A 16,585-nucleotide genomic window follows, 5' to 3' on the forward strand; every position below is an offset into this window, starting at 1 on the left:
AAGATTTATAGTTTACTAACTATAGTTGATTCAAATTTCTCCTTACGTCGAAATGACAGATGGAAAATAATTATTCATTACTCATTCTCCATTAATCATTCACACAAGTGTAAACTATAGAGCTCGAAGTAGCGGTGTTCGAACAGGTCGTCGAATTTGTAGGAGTAGCCGATGTCTTGTGGTTTCTTTCCGAATTTAACCTGCCGGATATACTTCTGCATGATCGTGAACAGCGTTGCATCATGCGTAATGTCGCCCCAAACAGTAATGGTTTCCTGCTCCGGGTTCATTTTCTGTTCCTGCATTACAAAGATGATGTAGTAAATAAAGTCTTCGGGGCTGTGGTACTGGAAAATGTTGCAGAACTGAAGTCCGTGGGCATCTACTACCAATATCGTTACAAAACTTCGTTCTACAAACACAGACATGCTTCGTGCAGCACTTCGGCCGGTTTGGTGCAGAATACTTTTGATGAGTGAGGTTGTCTGGTGTACGAACTGAATTTCGCGCTCCGGGAAAATCTCCTGTATGGTAGCACGGAGCACGCGCTCTACAGCAAATATGTTAACTGCTTCCAGGCTGCTGTGGTGGTAGGAGAGCACATCGTCCAGTTGCGGATTCAGGTAGCTGTGCAGGCGCAGGTAATCCTGTTGATGCGCCGGATCGAAAAGTGTTTCGGGTACAAGTGTAAAGTGCTGGTTGCTTACAGCTACACGTATGGTTTTCCAGTTCTGTTCCTGCAATAATGGGTTTTCTCGGGCAATCAGTTGTAACTGTTCAGCCACCTGTGCCGGCGTAAAAACAGTGATCAGCTCGTAATCTTCCAGTACCACAAACTTATTACGCTCCACATCAGTCACAGCCAGTCGTATACTTTTCTGAGAGATAGATATGTATAGATTGCAATTGCTGGCAGCAGAAAGCGCAAATGCTTCGTCCTGAATTTTGTTCGATAGCCGGAAGTTAGTGCTGGTCGTGTTCAAAGTTTAAAGCTGGTGAGTGAAAGCCTGTTTATAGCGCTATGCAAGTATAAAAAAAATATGGCATATCTACTTTACGAAATGATGCGGCATGCTCATCAGGTCGTTGAAAGAATACAAGTGGTGCAGAATGCTGTGTTTATCCGGCAACGGAATCTCCCTTACTTCGTGCTTCGTTTTCCAGGTCACTTCTTCTATCAACTGCATTTCTGAGGTAGCTTCCGGGTCTGTGCCTTTCGTTAAACTTCCGCCAACAGGCTTCACCTCAAAAAATAACTCCACAGCCTGCAAAGGAGGCTGCAGAAACTCATTCACAAACAGGAAACGGATTACTTCCACTTCAATACCGGTTTCTTCCAGCATTTCACGTTTCAGGCAATCGGCTATGCTTTCGCCGAACTGCAAACCACCACCCGGCGGCGCCCAGAAAGCTTTATTTTTTATAGTTGACTGGTGACGAACCAGCAGCATTTTATCGTCCTGTATGCAGATGCCGCATACCCGCACCCGAACTTTATCGGCGTAGGCAGCGGCATTTGGGTTAATATCAGTCATAGTTTGTTTGCGCGTGGTATTGGTGGTATTTTTGTAAATATGATTCAAACGTTTAACCCCGATTTCGAAGCTGACGTCCGCGAAAAGCTGGAACGGCAGGAGTTCATGAAACTGATGGGCTTCGAAGTTACGAAAATTGAGGCAGGAAGAATAGAAGGCGAGCTAAAACTGGAGCAGCGCCACAAGCAGCACAAAGGCTTTACGCACGGTGGTGTTATTGCCACACTGGCCGATATAGTTGCCGGATTCGCTGCTGTTAGCCTTGTACCTAAAGACCATCATGTAGTTACCGCCGAAATAAAAGTTTCTTATTTCCATCCGGGAGTAGGCGACAAATTACTGGCTAAAGGGTATGTGATAAAGCAGGGGCGCAAGCTCAATTTTTGCGAAGCCGAAGTGTACGTGGTTAAGGATGAAGCCGAACCGTTGCTGATAGCCAAAGCAACAACCAGCATGGCAACTATAACTCCGGAAGACCTTAGAGTTAGAGAATTAAAGAGTTAGAGAGTTTAGGAGTTACAGAGTTGTAGAGATGCAATACTTTGGGTCTAAATTAGCTGGTAATTTCTAAACTATAGCTATACTTATAGTTGTTGTAAAGTGGCTGGTAACCATGGCGCGAGCGTCCTCGCTCGTGTCTAACTATAGTTGGGCCTCCGGCCCAGTCGGATTACAAATCCGACATTATAGTAAGTCACTGGTTACAAACCCGCGCCAGCGACAAGAGGAAGAGATTGCAAAGCAATTTTTACATTGCTTAAATAGCAAAATCATTCATAATTAATAATTAGTCATTCATCATTATTCATTATAAAAAATGCGTCCGGTAGAAGTACTGCGTCAGAATTTTCCGTTTGAGCCCACCGAGGACCAGGCGAAGCTGTTTGCCAAACTGGATGAGTTTATACTTACCAAGTCAGATGAGCGGCAGGTTTTCCTGCTGAAAGGGTATGCCGGTACAGGTAAAACCACAGTAGTGACATCCCTGGTTAAGATCCTGAACAAGTTTGGTTATAAGTATGTGTTGCTGGCACCTACTGGCCGAGCCGCCAAAGTAATGAGCACCTATAGTGGCAAACAGGCTTTTACCATCCATAAAAAGATATACCGGCAAACCGCAAACCCATACTCCGAAGGACTTGCCTTTACGCGCATGCCTAACAAGCTGGAGAATACGGTTTTTATAGTTGACGAGGCTTCGATGATCTCAGATGAAAGCGGCTTTGGTGAAAATGGTTTGCTGCAGGATCTGATGAACTATGTGTTCGATAAAAAGAACAATAAACTACTCCTGATTGGCGATACAGCCCAGTTGCCTCCGGTTGGTCAGGCATTAAGCCCCTCACTGGATGCTGAGTATATGAAGCATAATTTCCGTTGCCAGGTACAGCAGATTGAGTTGAAACAGGTAATGCGCCAGGCCGAAGCTTCGGGTATACTGATGAATGCCACACAACTGCGCTCACAACTTAACCTGGAGCAACCCGACATAAAGTTATTTACCAAAGGCTGGAAAGACATCTTTAAAATGACCGGCGAAAAGCTGGAGGATGGTCTGCGTTACGCTTATGATAAGTTTGGTGTTGAAAATGCTATAGTTATTTGCCGCTCCAATAAAGTGGCCAACATGTATAACCAGCATATCCGGCGCAGCATCTTTTTCTCAGAAGATGAAATAGGGGTAGGGGATTACCTGATGATCGTGCGGAACAATTATTTCTGGTTGCCCAAAGACTCAGAGATCGGGTTTATGGCGAACGGCGACTTTGTGGAGGTCACCAAGATCATAAAGTATGAAGACCTGTATGGTTTCCGGTTTGCTGATGTGCGTGTGCGTTTTGTGGATTACCCGGATGCCGAAGAACTGGAAACGAAGATTATGTTGGATACCCTGCACAGCGATGCACCGGCTTTACCTACTGATCAGAATAAAAAGCTGTACGACGCCGTTTTGCAGGACTATATGGACATACCCAACAAGCGCGAACGCTCTAAAGAGCTGAAGAAGAATCCATATCTAAATGCCCTGCAGGTGAAGTTTGCTTACGCGCTCACGTGCCATAAAGCACAGGGTGGTCAGTGGCAGGCTGTTTTTGTGGAGCAGGGATACCTGAAGGATGATATGGTGAACCAGGAATTTGCCCGATGGCTTTACACGGCGTTAACCCGCTCATCAGAAGAACTATACCTGCTTAATTTTAACGCACAATTATTAGCCACTTAACGAACTAAAAAGCTATCTTGCTTCGTTGTAAAAACAAATAATGACCGTACCCCGTACGAAGCCAAATAATCCTTTATATCATCATGAAAAAAATTCTCCTATCGTTCGCAATTGCAGCTATAACTGCAGGTGGCGCTGTAGCTCAACAGCAGCCTAAAAAACAACCTACTGCACCGCAGGCACAAGCCAAAGCAGGTCCTGTTATCACGTTCGAAGAAGCGGAGTATAACTTCGGCGACATTACGCAGGGCGATGTGGTAGAGCATACCTTCAAATTTAAAAACACAGGTACACAGCCGCTGGTAATCGATCGTATTGATGTTACCTGTGGTTGCACTACGCCAACCTGGACAAAAGAGCCGATCCTGCCAGGTAAATCAGGAACTGTAGTTGCTAAATTTAACAGTGCCGGTAAACTGGGCAACCAGAAAAAAGCGATCACAGTACATTCTAACGTAGGCGAGCCTACCAGCGTGTACATCGTAACAAACATCAAAGAGAAGCAGACGGGCAGCGCCAAAAACTAAGACTCCTTCTTTCTCCAATGCAAAAGCCCACCTGAAAAGGTGGGCTTTTGTTGTTTTATAGTTCCTGTACTGAAAAACTTTAGTTCAAAATCTCTGCGCTCGCTTCTGTCACTTACAAAGACTTCAGGATGGCATAGAATAACGCTCCCCAGCCAACTATAAGCGCTGTGCCACCAATAGGTGTAATAGCTCCCAGCCAGGTTATGCCTGTCATACAAAGGGTATAAAGCGAACCGGAAAAAATGAGTATCCCAATAAAGAAGCACCATGCAGCCACCTGTAACGCCGGACTCTCCACTTTAAATAACAGGAGACCAACAGCTAAGAGGGCCAGTGTGTGGTACATCTGGTATTTCACTGCTGTTTCAAAAGTATCGGTGCGGTTAGTGGCTTGTAACATAGGGCCCAACGCATGTGCGCCAAAGGCTCCGATCATTACAGTTAAGGCTCCAAACGCGCTGGCAATGAGGAGTATGGTTTTTTGTGTCATGTCTGTAAACTGAACTATAACTTATTCTTCGTCGCCTTCCAGGGCATCAATTACCTGCTCTTCAAACTCGCTTAAGCTATCGTACTGCTCCAGCTCTATTTCTTTACCAAGGTTTTTTAACTCCTGTACAACATCCAGGGCAATTACCAGCGGGTCAATTTCCTTGCCTTGCATATCAGCGGTCCAGTTAGCGCCTACAAGTAGTTCGTCGTCGTACATGCCTACACACCAGTTCTCCAGAAATTCAGATACAGGCAACGCTTCTGCTTTATAGCTTGCCCATTCGTCGGCGGCACAGGCTTTGGCAGCTTCCGCATTCGACCAGAAAAGGATTACTTCAGTATCTTCAAACTCATTCGAGCTGGATGTAGCCCAGATATCACCTTCTGATAAACCCCATACCTGCTCGGTGTCGGCAACCTGCTGTATGAATTTGCGATAGTTGGCTTCCTGGTTTTCGTTTTGATCTTGCATTATGTTGTGTGTTAGAGTTTCTTATTTATTATAGTTGCGTGAGCCAAAGATACCACTTCCTACGCGTATCATGGTGCTTCCTTCTTCCAGGGCCAGTTGCCAGTCCGAGGTCATGCCCATCGATATGTCTTTAAAATCCGGGTTAGCGAAGAAGAAAGTCTCTTTCAGTTGTTCAAAGTAGGAGCGTAGCTGCCGGAATTCATTTCTTAGTTTGTCCTGATCGTCCGTGTTTGTAGCGATGCCCATAACCCCGGTAATACGAATATAGTGCATATTCCGGTAATCATCTGATTGCAGCAACGCAACGGCTTCGTCGTAGGTCATGCCAAACTTGGTTTCTTCGTCTGCAATAGAGAGCTGCAGCATGCAATTGATAGGGGTGGTACGGTTGCGCTGCTCTGCCCGCTTGTTAATCTCAGCCAGCAGTTTCTGGCTATCCACGGACTGTATGGTATCTATAAAATCGGAGATGTATTTTACTTTGTTGGTTTGCAGATGCCCGATCAGGTGCCATTCAATGTCGTGGGGCAATAGTGCGTATTTTTCTACGAGCTCCTGAACTTTATTCTCACCAAAAATACGGTGGCCGGCATCGTAGGCTTCTTTTATAGTTTCAACGGAATGCGTTTTGGTGACAGCTACCAGGCGTGCCGGTGTGTTCTTCAGCTGCTCATCAAAATGCCGTATGTTATCTGCAATATGGCTCATAGTTTTAGTTTTATAGTTGTGAATACGTGTTTTATAGAGCTCAAACTATAGTTCGTTGCTGCTTATTCTATTACGCTCATGCTTTATAGTTTTTCTCCAGTTTAGGCCATGTATTGTAGTTAAATGCTGATATATAACTTCGTTATATGCTTCCCATAATTTAACCTGTTCAATTTCTTGTCGAGTTACCGGCCTTACACAGCTCTTCATTTCATACTCAAACTCATACTTCTTTTTCAGTTTAGAATTTATTTTCTTGAAGGGATCTTTGGTAACAGACCAGGCTGTCCAATCATAAATTTTGATCTTTCCATCTTTAATATCTTGCTTAGCTCTTTCTCTATAGTTAGTAACAGAATCCGTAGTTGCTGGTCGATAGGCTTTGTCAATACAAAAAGTTAAGTCCCGAATAGGAGCTTCAACTATTATACTAGTATCGTTATCGGGGAAACCCAGTGTCGCCGCTTTTAACTTGTAGGAGCCGGCGGGGAGGCCTTGAAATTTGAAGTTACCAGTATTATCGGCAACAGCAGAATATTCCTTGCCGGTATCTGAAGAATGTAGCTTTAGGTTTATAGAGCTTTTGCTTAATATTTCTTTATAACTGGTATCGTAACATACATCAACTTTACCAACTAAACTATAGTATTGCTGAGCTTTAGCTACCACTGCAAATAAAAGGAGATGAAATGTAAGCAAAGCTAAACGCATATTTTACTAGTTAACTTTCTAACCTTTTAACTTTCTAACTCTTAAACTCTCTAACTCCTTAACTCCCAAACTAAAACTCAGTCTTCCAGTACATTGGTAATAAAGGTGTTTTTCAGTAACATCCAGGTAAGCAGCAGGAGCAATGCCCATTTTAAGTATACCTGGTAATAATCTTTGGTATCCCGGAACCGCTTTTCGCTCACTTCGGTTTTCTCCAAGGCATTGATACTTCTGAATACCTGTTGCAACGCGTCTTTACTATCGGCTCTGAAGAAACGTCCATTTCCAATGTCTGCTACATCGCGCAGGCTGCTTTCATCCAGGTTGGTTTCTACAAAAAGTGTTTTTCCACTGTCATCTACAGCGTAAGGCACCTGTCCGTCTTTACCTATCCCGATACTATAAAGTTTTATGTTGAAGTTATTGGCCAGTTGCGCCGCCATCTGCGGGTCCAGGCTACCGGCTGTATTTTCCCCATCACTGATCAAAATCACGACTTTACTTTTTGCATGGGAGTCCCGCATACGGTTTGTAGCTACAGCCAGTGCACTTCCAATAGCAGTTCCGTCATTCTCGATCATCTTAAAACCAATGGAGTTTATGCTTTCGCGCAGTAACTGGTAATCGGTAGTTAGCGGTGAAAGCGAGTAGGCATCGCCGGCAAAAACCACCAGCCCGATTCTGTCCTGTACCCGGCCGTTAATAAACTCGAGGGCAACCTCTTTGGCGGCATCCAGCCGGTTGGGTTTAATATCCTGCAACTCCATGGAGCCCGACACATCCAGGGCAAGAATGATATCAATGCCTTCTGCGGTTTGTTCTACCTGCTCGTTTATGCGCTGCGGTCTGGCCAATGCTACCAATACCAGCATTATAAAAAAGATGAACAGGATATCGGGGATAAAGCGGAGCAAGCTGGTCCATTGCCAATGCAGCTTCCCGTCAAACATGGCCACGTTCAGCTTATTTCGCGAGTTTAACGTGAACAGCCATTTAAGCAAAAACAACAGCGGTACCAGCGGTAGTGCATAAAGCACCAGCGGAAAAACCCAGTCGTAAGAGCGTAGCGTGTCCCAGCTAAACCAGTTCAGGCTCAGCCAATCCAGCATGTTGTCTGTTATTTCTAGCATTTTTTATGATCTCACGGTTGGCCTTGTAGCGGCTTTTGGCGAAGCGGCGCAGCATCAGTAAGGCTTCTTTGGTTTCGGCGTCGGCTTCAGTTATCAGGTTGCCATAAATAGCTTTGTCGCAATGGCGCAGTGCCGTGTTTACTTCTTCGTTATCGTTATAAAATTCTACAATCTCTTTTGTTGTAAATGAGTTGATGGCGCTGCGTTCAAGTTTGGTCAGGTAGTTTTTCCAGAGCGATACAGCCTTCTCCATGCTTTGCGAAACACCTGTTTTTACAAAGCGGTCGATGTGTGCATTGTAGCGCGAAGTAAAGTATAAGTGGTCTTTGCGCAGGCGGTAAAGTTTGTACTTGGTTTTTATAGTTTGCCCGAATATAAGCCAGATCAAACTGGAGACCAGCGAAATAAAAGTAGTCCAAAGCAGCAGGATGGGCCAGTTAAAGCGCTCTTCAACAGGAACCAGCCTGGTTTCAGATCTGAACTGTAATGGCTCTATAACTTTACTAACCATCTGGTGCAATACCACCCGGCTGCTGTCACTGTTTACCCGGACGGTATCTTTACCCTGTAACACAAACACCGGCAATGCCAGTGACTGTACAGACCTGGTATCAAACGTTCTCAACGTATAAACTGCACTGTCGGTGCTGATGCCATTTTTAGTAGCGGTCGGGTAAAAATCTTTGCGAACCAGCTCGAAAGGGGAGAAGTTATAGTTTGTGCCGGGCAGTATCACTTCCAGTTTTTCGGGATGCCGGTGCACCAAAGTGAATTTGAGCGGCGCGCCAATTCGAATAGTATCGTTAGTGAAAGTGCCGGCCGGGCGTAGCACCTGCTGGCCAGACACCAGCGATGGCAAAACAACTAAAACTATAAATAACAGAAAATTACGCACTTCTTTTAGTTGTTTTATTGCGGAGCCTGAAAAGGTTTACCAGCTGTGGCACGTAATCTTCGTTGGCTTGTATGGCCAGGTAATTTGCCTGGTATTTATGACAGATGCGAATCACGTTTTCCTGGTTCTCTTTGTACTGGGCAAAATATTTTTTATGAAATTCTTCTCCCGATGTGTTCAGCCAAACCGTTTTCCCGGTCTCTTTGTCCAGCACAGGCACAATGCCCATGCCCGGCATCTTGCGTTCGCGCACATCCACCAAATGGATAACTATAAGGTCGTGGTGGCGGGCCAGCATCTGTAGTTCTTTCTCATAGTTCACATCTATAAAGTCTGAGATAAGCAGGATAATGCTGCGGCGCTTTATAATATCCAGGGTAAGTTTTATGCCTGCGGCCAGGTTGGTTTTATCGGATTTTGGTTGCAGTTCGTGCAGCGCTTTTATAATGGTATAAGCCTGCTGAATACCTTTCGCCGGTTTTATATACTTCTCTTTATGGTCTGAGATACAGATAATGCCGATCTGGCTTTGCTGCCTTGCCGCCGATATAGCCAGCACGCCGCAAATTTCCTTGCCAACATCCAGCTTTTGTTGTTTGCCGGTTCCTATAGTTTGCGAAGCACTCACATCCAGCATCAAAAACACGGATTGCTCTTTTTCCTCACGGTATGTTTTTACAAAGGTACCATGGCCTTTTGCACTCACATTCCAGTCAATAGAGCGTACATCGTCGCCGTACTGGTACGCGCGCACGTCGTCAAATTCCAGCCCTGAGCCTTTAAACACAGAGTGGAAATCGCCTTGCATCTGGGTAGTGATTGCCTTTCTAATCCGGATCTCGTACTTTCGTAGCTTTTGAACAAGCTCTTTCATACTCTTGTTGTCCTGGTGTGAGATTTTAAAATTAGGACATATTCCCGTAATTTACACCCGTGAAACGACTTTTCTATATACTTTTTTGCCTTGTGCTGCTGGGTTGCCAGCAGCAGGAAGACACCGCAAAGCCCGCTGGCATGGTACCGGAAGGTAAAATGGTACAGATTCTGGCTGATGTACATATTATGGAAGCCCTGATAGAGGCAAACATAAACTACCCGGATACAGCCATGATGGTGTATAACAAAGAGCACAAAAAGATACTGGATAAGTATGGAGTAAAACAACCGGCTTTCCAGAAAACCTACAATTACTATGCTGCTAACCTAAAGGAAATGGACAGGTTGTATGAAATAGTATTGGATACCCTTACAGCCCGCGAAGCAAAATATGTTGCTAAGAAGTCTAAAGGAGCCGGCGACAGAGACTCGTTGCAGTTGGACCAGGAAGAAGTAAGAGATGAAACGCCCGGAAAGTTAAAGAACACCATCCGAAGATCAGCCAAAATGAAAACGGGCGAACAACTAAATTAAATTAGCTTGCTTCCGTTTGGTACCCTGGAAGCTGGCTGAGCAAGCACGATATCTTTATTCTCATCCTCGAAGCCGGTTACAAGCACCTCTGATAAGTATTTACCGATCTGTTTTTTGCCCAGGTTTACTACACAAAGCACTTGCTGCCCTATCAGCTGTTCGGGTAAATAGTGTTTGGTGATCTGTGCGCTTGATTTTTTTATTCCTAAGGGGCCAAGGTCAACGGTAAGTTTATAGGCCGGCTTACGCGCTTCCGGAAACTCATGCACTTCCACTATAGTCCCTACCCGTATGTCGGTCTGTTCAAACTGCTGCCAGGTTATCGTTTCTTTTGCTTCTTCGGGTGCGTACATGTGCTGCTTATAGTTTCTGATTTCTCAAATATACTATAAAGCTTAAAAGTGAACTATAGCTAGGCACTCCTGTAAACAAGAAATTTCCTCCTGACATACCCTGGCAGCCTCAGAAGCAACATAAGCCCCTGCACTTCGTACTCCTATGCAACTTTACTAATGTAAAAATCAGGCAGTTCAGGCTGCCCAACAATCACGCGCTCACACTATAAAACTATGAAGAAAGAATCCGGAGCAAGCAAATCTGTTTGGATTGACGGCATCTCTATGCCTGCCACACATCCGCTGCAAGAAAATATTACCTGTGATGTTTGTATAGTTGGTGCCGGTATTGCCGGTTTAACTACGGCGTACCTGCTGGCAAAAGAAGGCAGAAAAGTAGTAGTGCTTGAAGCAAAAGATATGATTTGCGGTGGTGAAACAAGCCGCACTACCGCGCACCTGGCCAGCGCCCTCGACGACGGTTTTCCGGAACTGATCCGCTTATTTGGAGTGGATGGAACACGCCTGGCCGTGCAGAGCCACAAAGCCGCAATCGATATAATTGAAGCCATCATTAAAGATGAAAAGATAGACTGCGATTTTAAACGGCTGGACGGCTACATGTTTGCAAACGACCGGAAGGAGGAAGAACAACTTCTGAAGGAACTGGAAGCGCTGCAACAGATCGGCTGGCGCGATGTGGTTTTACGTAAAACCTGCCCCGTAGACACGCTTACTGATCTGCCATGCCTGCAATTCCCGAACCAGGGCCGTTTTCATGTGCTCAAATACCTCTCCAGTCTGAGTAATGTTCTGTTAGATAAAGATGTACGCATCTATAGTTCAAGCAAAGCTGTGGAATTCAGGACAGGTGCCATTGCTACCGTCGTTACTGAAAGCGGCCATTCCGTATCGGCTAACCACTTAGTGATAACGACAAATACTCCAGTCAATGATTTGGTAACGATGCATACCAAGCAGGCGCCATACCGCACGTATGTTATCGGTGCAAGAGTTGCTAAAGGTGCTGTGCCCGATGCCCTCTACTGGGATATGAAAGATCCATACCACTATGTCCGGATTCAGGAGGCGGAAAAAGAGGCCGGCGAAGGTGCGGACGATTTGCTTATAGTTGGCGGTGAAGATCATAAAACAGGGCAGGACGACCATCCGGCGATACGTTTGCAGAACCTGGAACACTGGATGCGTATGAATTTTCCGATGGCAGCTGAGGTGGTTTACCGCTGGTCCGGGCAGGTAATGGAACCTGTCGACAGCCTTGCTTTTATTGGCAGAAATCCGGGAGATGCAGAGAATGTGTACATTGCCACCGGCGACTCAGGCCACGGCATGACCCACGGAACTATAGCCGGAATGCTGCTGACGGACCTGATCATGGGGCGCAGAAACGAATGGGAGAAAATATATGATCCGGCACGTGTTAGCCTTAAAACTTCGGGCGAGTTCCTGAAAGAGAACATGAATGTAGCGGCGCAATACAAAGATTACCTGACAGGGGGCGAAGTAAAAGATCCGTCGGAGGTAATGCCGGGCACAGGCAAAATCATGCGTAAGGGTGCAACCAAAATAGCGGTTTACTGCGATCAGGATGGCGTACGGCACGAATGTTCTGCTATTTGTACCCATCTGGGCTGCGTGGTAAGCTGGAACAATGTAGAAAGCTCCTGGGATTGCCCATGCCATGGTTCCCGTTTCGATCCGTTCGGGAAAGTAATTGCCGGCCCTGCCACCAGAGACCTGGAGCAGCCTAAGTAGTTTAAGAGTTAGAGAGTTTGTGAATTAATGATTTAAAGAGTTTGGGAATTTAAGAGTCGCTTTAAACCTAAACTTTTGAATCTTAAAAACAGAAAGAGCAACTATAGTAAATGGTCTATAGTTGCTCTTTCTGTTTTTTACAGTCATTAACTTTCTAACTTCTCAATTCTTAAACTCCCAAACTCATTAACTCTTAAACTTCTCTAGTTGCTTCAGCCTTTTATTGATGCTGGCTTCCCAGGTGGCTGTTACTGAGGTATCCAGGCCGTGGCGTGATACTTCGTCAAATCTGTCCTGTTCGGTTTTCCAGTCGGCGAAAGCTTTGTTTACGGTTTCAGTGAGTCTGGCATTGGCACTAGGGCAGGAGGTACCCAGGCTTTGCAGTTTTTTGCGTAGCATTCGGGCATGTACTTCAGTCAAATCGAAGTGCAGTTGCTCGTGGTGCAGTAGCTTTTCTGACTTTTTATTTTTAGACCACGACTCTGTAGCTATAAACACGCATTTTACGGTATAGTTAAATTTGCTGGAGGAACATGTAGCATCAACAGCTAGGTTGGCAGCAGTAACCGCGTGGTGCGGGTTTAATGTATCCGGGGCAGCCTTGAAATCGTCCCAGGACAAGCGACGTTCCGCAGACCACGAAATCATACCCGAAACTGTATTTTTATCAGCTGAAATAGGCGTAGCTGCGGCAGGTGCTGGCGCCAGGTAACCCGTTACCAGCGACAGGAAAAAGGTAAGAAAATTCATCTTGGCTAAAAGATTAATATTTACCGCTTAACAACAGTTTTTGCTAAAATAGTGCCCTTAATTGCACTTTAAGTTGTAACTAACTGATTGCTAAGTTTTTTGAAGCGGAAAAATAGCAATAAAGCAGCAACGGACAAACCCGCCAGCAAGCCAAGCCAGACTCCGTTTACTCCAAATCCCAGTTTAAAGCCCAGCACATAACCCACCGGCAACCCGATCACCCAATACGCGATAAGTGATATCACACCCGGCACCCGTACATCCTCCAGGCCACGCAGGGCACCTAGCCCTACCACCTGTACACCATCCGAGATCTGGAACAGCGCTGCAATTATCAACAGGGTAGAGGCAAGTTGTATTACTTCCGGATCATCGATGTAAAGCATTGGTATCAGCTTATTTCCGGCTACCATCAGCAGGCCGCTTGCAATCATAAACATTACTCCCATGGCAAAGCTGCTATTGCCCGCCATTTGCATGCTTCTATAGTTGCCCAGGCCTTTCAGGTTGCCTACCCGTATAGTTGCTGCTGCTGCAATGCCACTGGCCATCATATAAGTTACCGAAGCCACATTTATCGCTATCTGATGTGCTGCCAGTTGCTTAGTGCCGAGCCACCCGATCATAATAGCTGAAAAGCTGAAAGCACCCATTTCGAAGATCATCTGTCCGGAAATAGGCAGCCCCAGTTTAAAGATGCGGAACATGTGGATGAACGACAGGTGGCGTAACTTCAGGAAGTGGCGGAAGATTCCAAAACGTTTGGCATACAGCACCCAGCCCGCCATCATCAGGGCCATAACAACCCTGGAAATTAACGTAGACCACGCTGCACCGATCATACCCATTTCCGGGAAGCCCAGCTTACCCCAGATCAGAACATAGTTAAGCGCTATGTTGAGTAAATTAGCAACTATCGTGATGTACATCGACTGTTTTGTGAACGACAGGCCTTCGGCAAACTGTTTGAATGCCTGGAAAAGCATGAGCGGCACCATTGACAGAAAAAGGACGTTTATGAACGGAACGGCAAGTGCCACCACTTCCTCAGGCTGGTTGAGATGCGTGATGTAAGGAGATAAAAAGTAGCCAACTATAAACAGTAGTATCCCGAGTATAAAATTGGAGATAAGTCCGTTTAGTAACAGAAGCGAAATGCGGGTGTAGTTTTTACGGCCTTCGGCAGCGGCAATTAGGGGTGTAATACTAAACGAAACACCCATCCCGAACACCATCACGATCATAAAGATACTGCCTGCCAGCGAAGCCGCCGCTAACTGTACCGTACCGATCTGGCCCACCATCAGACTATCGAAAACGCTGACCATAATGTGGCCCAGCTGGCTGAGTACTACCGGGTAAGCAAGCGAAAAGTTTTTGGAAAAATGTTCTTTATAGGTATTGATATGCATAGCTAAACTGGAAAGGCCTGCAAAATTAGCGCTTTTTACGGTAAGCTATACAATAAGTCAGGTTATAGTTTGCCTATAGTTGCCGGAACTGGTTTAAGCTGCAAAAGTGCTTCTTTCAGTCTGCTCATGGCCTGGTCTAAGATTGGCCTTTCTACTGCAAACGACATCCGGACATGGCCTATGCCTCCAAATTTATCACCGTTCACAACTATAAGCTTATGCTCGTTTTGGAGATAATTACAAAGGGCTAGGGTAGAGTTTATAGTTTCACCGGCTGGTGTTATAGTTCCGATGTAGTGACCCAGGTACGGGAAAAAGTAATAGGCACCATCGGGCACAAAAAAGGAAACGTGTGGTATTGCTTCCAGGCCCTGCTGCATTACCCGGCGGTGTTCCTGTAGCACACTAAGCATCGGTTCCAGCGCTTCGGTTTTGTGGGTTATAGTTGCCAGCGCAGCTTCCTGTATAAACATGCTGACACCCGAAAAAGTAGATGACTGAAAATCTGTGCACTGACTGATAATCTCTTCGGGGGCCACCATGTACCCGATGCGCCAGCCCGACATGGCAAAGTTTTTAGAGAAGCCGTTAACAACGATTATTCTTTCCTGAGGCCCTTTGCAGCCAAGGGCAGAAGTAACAGGCTTGCCGTAAGTATCAAGGTCATAAATCTCATCGCTGATCAGGTATAAGTCCGGAAAATCATGCAGCAACGCAACTATAGTTTCAAGTTCGTGCTTGCTATAGATACGGCCGGTTGGGTTAGAAGGGTTGGTTAACAGCAGGATGCGGCTTTTAGTTGTAAGCTTATTTCGCAGTTCCGCTGTGTCTAAACTATAGTTATTCTCTAAAGTGGTTTGTAGCGTTACCAGTTTGCCTTTGCTGTATTTCAGGAGTTCGTTAAACCCAAACCATGCCGGAATCGGAATCACCACTTCATCACCATCGCGTAATAACACCGTGAAAAGGTTGAAAAGGGCCTGTTTCGTGCCGGGCGTTACCAGTACCTGTTCCGGTTTTACAGTTATACCGTCCTGCTGATAACGGTCAGCTATAGTCTGCCGCAATGCTTCAGTTCCTTCGGCCGGGCCGTAGTAAGTTTTACCTGAGTTTAAAGCATGAATGGCAGCGGTTATGGCAACGTCAGGACTTCGGAAATAACTTGCGCCGGAAGACAGGTTCAGTTTGGTCATATCAGGTTACAATGTATAAAACGTCAGCAAAATAATGGTTTTTATCCTGAAAGATCTGCTGTATTTTAAATCCATTTACATTGCCTATCGTTTCTGCAAGCTCCAGGGTGAATTTATAGGAACTTTCGGTATGGATTGCTTCCCAGGCCTTAAAATGGAACGTTTGCCCGGTTGCTTTTATAGTTACTTCCTGTTCCTGCTGGCTGATGAGGAAGCTTTTCATAACGCCGTGCTGCGGATCGTATAGCGGGAAATGTTTGAACTGATCAACTATAAAGTCGCCACCAAGCTCGCGGTTAATGCGGTGCAGCAGGTTCAGGTTAAAAGCAGCTGTAACGCCGGTAGCATCGTTGTAGGCCCGAAGGATGGTTTCAGGCTCTTTGCAAAGGTCCATACCTAGCAGTAGCATATCGCCGGGTTGCATGTGCGCGCGTACTTGCTGCATAAATTCCTGTCGCTCGTCCGGGTTAAAGTTGCCTATGTTAGATCCCAGGAATAGCAATACTTTCCGGCCGGGCTTATGTTCATCCAGCCAATCCAGCGCCTCAAAATAATCTCCAATTACTGCTTGTGTCTGCAGGCTCGGAAGTTCGGTCTGTAGGTCCTCGCATAGTTCTCTCATCGCATCTCCCGAAATATCAACCGGCACATAATCAAAATCGGCATTTTGCTGCAGCAGCTGTTTCAGCAGGATCCTGGTTTTAGTGGCATCGCCGGCGCCAAGGTCTATCAGATGAAAATTACCCTGAGCGGCCAGTTGTTTAGCTATAGTTTGCTGCTGTGTCGTAAAAACCTCGTGTTCGCTTCGGGTAAGGTAATACTCCGGCAGGTGCATGATCTTCTGGAAAAGCCGGCTGCCTTCGCCATCATAAAAATACCGGGATGATAGTTTTTTAGCTTCCTGGCTTAGTCCGTTTTTTACATCAGATGCAAATTGTGCTTTAGCGCCTGTACCGGATTCAGGTGTGCTCAGATCGGTGATCTGCAAAGTGGTGAGGTTGTTTCTCATGTAGTT

19 protein-coding genes are annotated in these 16,585 nt (G+C 45.7%); 5 read left to right on the forward strand and 14 right to left on the reverse strand.

Going from position 1 to position 16,585, the window contains the following annotated elements:
- Positions 1-95: 95 nt before the first annotated feature.
- Both GSQ66_RS03285 and GSQ66_RS03290 read right to left on the reverse strand, forming a co-directional pair.
- Positions 96-983: a DUF3822 family protein gene (locus tag GSQ66_RS03285; RefSeq protein WP_162426150.1), complete on the reverse strand. Its 888-nt coding sequence runs from the start codon at positions 981-983 to the stop codon at positions 96-98.
- A 66-nt stretch (positions 984-1,049) separates the two neighbouring features.
- Positions 1,050-1,583 carry an NUDIX domain-containing protein gene (locus GSQ66_RS03290; RefSeq protein ID WP_238395791.1) on the reverse strand — a complete coding sequence of 178 codons (534 nt, stop codon included), beginning with the start codon at positions 1,581-1,583 and terminating at the stop codon, positions 1,050-1,052.
- On the opposite strand from GSQ66_RS03290, the gene GSQ66_RS03295 reads away from it, so the two are divergent.
- The 3 genes from GSQ66_RS03295 to GSQ66_RS03305 all read left to right on the forward strand — a co-directional run bounded on the left by GSQ66_RS03295 (position 1,575) and on the right by GSQ66_RS03305 (position 4,286).
- Positions 1,575-2,039 carry a PaaI family thioesterase gene (locus tag GSQ66_RS03295; RefSeq protein WP_162426151.1) on the forward strand — a complete coding sequence of 155 codons (465 nt, stop codon included), beginning with the start codon at positions 1,575-1,577 and terminating at the stop codon, positions 2,037-2,039. The genes GSQ66_RS03290 and GSQ66_RS03295 overlap by 9 nt on opposite strands.
- A 313-nt stretch (positions 2,040-2,352) precedes the next feature.
- Positions 2,353-3,759 carry an ATP-dependent DNA helicase gene (locus GSQ66_RS03300; RefSeq protein WP_162426152.1) on the forward strand — a complete coding sequence of 469 codons (1,407 nt, stop codon included), beginning with the start codon at positions 2,353-2,355 and terminating at the stop codon, positions 3,757-3,759.
- A gap of 83 nt (positions 3,760-3,842) precedes the next feature.
- Positions 3,843-4,286 carry a DUF1573 domain-containing protein gene (locus GSQ66_RS03305; RefSeq protein WP_162426153.1) on the forward strand — a complete coding sequence of 148 codons (444 nt, stop codon included), beginning with the start codon at positions 3,843-3,845 and terminating at the stop codon, positions 4,284-4,286.
- 112 nt (positions 4,287-4,398) lie between these two features.
- Here the strand turns inward: GSQ66_RS03305 and GSQ66_RS03310 are convergent, their stop codons facing one another.
- From GSQ66_RS03310 to GSQ66_RS03340, 7 genes are all read right to left on the reverse strand, one after another.
- Positions 4,399-4,776: a DUF423 domain-containing protein gene (locus tag GSQ66_RS03310; RefSeq protein ID WP_202923398.1), complete on the reverse strand. Its 378-nt coding sequence runs from the start codon at positions 4,774-4,776 to the stop codon at positions 4,399-4,401.
- A gap of 21 nt (positions 4,777-4,797) precedes the next feature.
- A complete protein-coding gene (locus tag GSQ66_RS03315; protein WP_162426154.1) occupies positions 4,798-5,250 on the reverse strand; it encodes a DUF2750 domain-containing protein in 453 nt (150 codons plus the stop codon).
- Between the two features lie 21 nt (positions 5,251-5,271).
- Positions 5,272-5,958, reverse strand: a complete 687-nt coding sequence (locus GSQ66_RS03320; RefSeq protein ID WP_162426155.1) for a YggS family pyridoxal phosphate-dependent enzyme — start codon at positions 5,956-5,958, stop codon at positions 5,272-5,274.
- 45 nt (positions 5,959-6,003) lie between these two features.
- The gene (locus GSQ66_RS03325; protein ID WP_162426156.1) at positions 6,004-6,669 is read right to left on the reverse strand and encodes a carboxypeptidase-like regulatory domain-containing protein; all 666 of its coding nucleotides are present in this window, start codon (positions 6,667-6,669) and stop codon (positions 6,004-6,006) included.
- A 77-nt stretch (positions 6,670-6,746) separates the two neighbouring features.
- Positions 6,747-7,799, reverse strand: a complete 1,053-nt coding sequence (locus tag GSQ66_RS03330) for a vWA domain-containing protein (RefSeq protein ID WP_162426157.1) — start codon at positions 7,797-7,799, stop codon at positions 6,747-6,749.
- Complete coding sequence (locus GSQ66_RS03335; RefSeq protein ID WP_162426158.1) at positions 7,747-8,694, reverse strand: hypothetical protein; 948 nt, start codon at positions 8,692-8,694, stop codon at positions 7,747-7,749. Before GSQ66_RS03335 ends, GSQ66_RS03330 begins: the two co-directional genes overlap by 53 nt.
- A complete protein-coding gene (locus GSQ66_RS03340) occupies positions 8,687-9,568 on the reverse strand; it encodes a DUF58 domain-containing protein (protein WP_162426159.1) in 882 nt (293 codons plus the stop codon). The genes GSQ66_RS03335 and GSQ66_RS03340 overlap by 8 nt, the downstream gene beginning before the upstream one ends.
- 59 nt (positions 9,569-9,627) lie before the next feature.
- Here GSQ66_RS03340 and GSQ66_RS03345 point away from each other — a divergent pair, with 59 nt between their 5' ends.
- Entirely contained in the window at positions 9,628-10,104 is a 477-nt protein-coding gene (locus GSQ66_RS03345; RefSeq protein WP_238395792.1) for a DUF4296 domain-containing protein, read from the forward strand.
- Here GSQ66_RS03345 and GSQ66_RS03350 read toward each other — a convergent pair.
- The gene (locus tag GSQ66_RS03350) at positions 10,101-10,457 is read right to left on the reverse strand and encodes a tRNA-binding protein (protein WP_162426160.1); all 357 of its coding nucleotides are present in this window, start codon (positions 10,455-10,457) and stop codon (positions 10,101-10,103) included. The two genes, GSQ66_RS03345 and GSQ66_RS03350, sit on opposite strands and share 4 nt — an antisense overlap.
- Before the next feature lie 216 nt (positions 10,458-10,673).
- Between GSQ66_RS03350 and GSQ66_RS03355 the strand changes: the two genes are divergently transcribed.
- Positions 10,674-12,215, forward strand: a complete 1,542-nt coding sequence (locus GSQ66_RS03355) for an FAD-dependent oxidoreductase (protein WP_162426161.1) — start codon at positions 10,674-10,676, stop codon at positions 12,213-12,215.
- Positions 12,216-12,401: 186 nt separating this feature from the next.
- Here GSQ66_RS03355 and GSQ66_RS03360 read toward each other — a convergent pair whose 3' ends face one another.
- The 4 genes from GSQ66_RS03360 to egtD all read right to left on the reverse strand — a co-directional run bounded on the left by GSQ66_RS03360 (position 12,402) and on the right by egtD (position 16,579).
- Positions 12,402-12,965 (reverse strand): DUF922 domain-containing protein, encoded by a 564-nt coding sequence (locus GSQ66_RS03360; RefSeq protein WP_162426162.1) that lies wholly within the window; start codon positions 12,963-12,965, stop codon positions 12,402-12,404.
- Between the two features lie 68 nt (positions 12,966-13,033).
- Entirely contained in the window at positions 13,034-14,377 is a 1,344-nt protein-coding gene (locus GSQ66_RS03365) for an MATE family efflux transporter (RefSeq protein ID WP_162426163.1), read from the reverse strand.
- Between the two features lie 62 nt (positions 14,378-14,439).
- Positions 14,440-15,570, reverse strand: a complete 1,131-nt coding sequence (locus GSQ66_RS03370; RefSeq protein WP_162426164.1) for a pyridoxal phosphate-dependent aminotransferase — start codon at positions 15,568-15,570, stop codon at positions 14,440-14,442.
- A 1-nt stretch (position 15,571) separates the two neighbouring features.
- Positions 15,572-16,579: an L-histidine N(alpha)-methyltransferase gene (gene egtD, locus GSQ66_RS03375; protein WP_162426165.1), complete on the reverse strand. Its 1,008-nt coding sequence runs from the start codon at positions 16,577-16,579 to the stop codon at positions 15,572-15,574.
- Between the last annotated feature and the right edge of the window lie 6 nt (positions 16,580-16,585).

Source organism: Pontibacter pudoricolor (assembly GCF_010092985.1).
Taxonomy (GTDB): Bacteria; Bacteroidota; Bacteroidia; order Cytophagales; family Hymenobacteraceae; genus Pontibacter; species Pontibacter pudoricolor.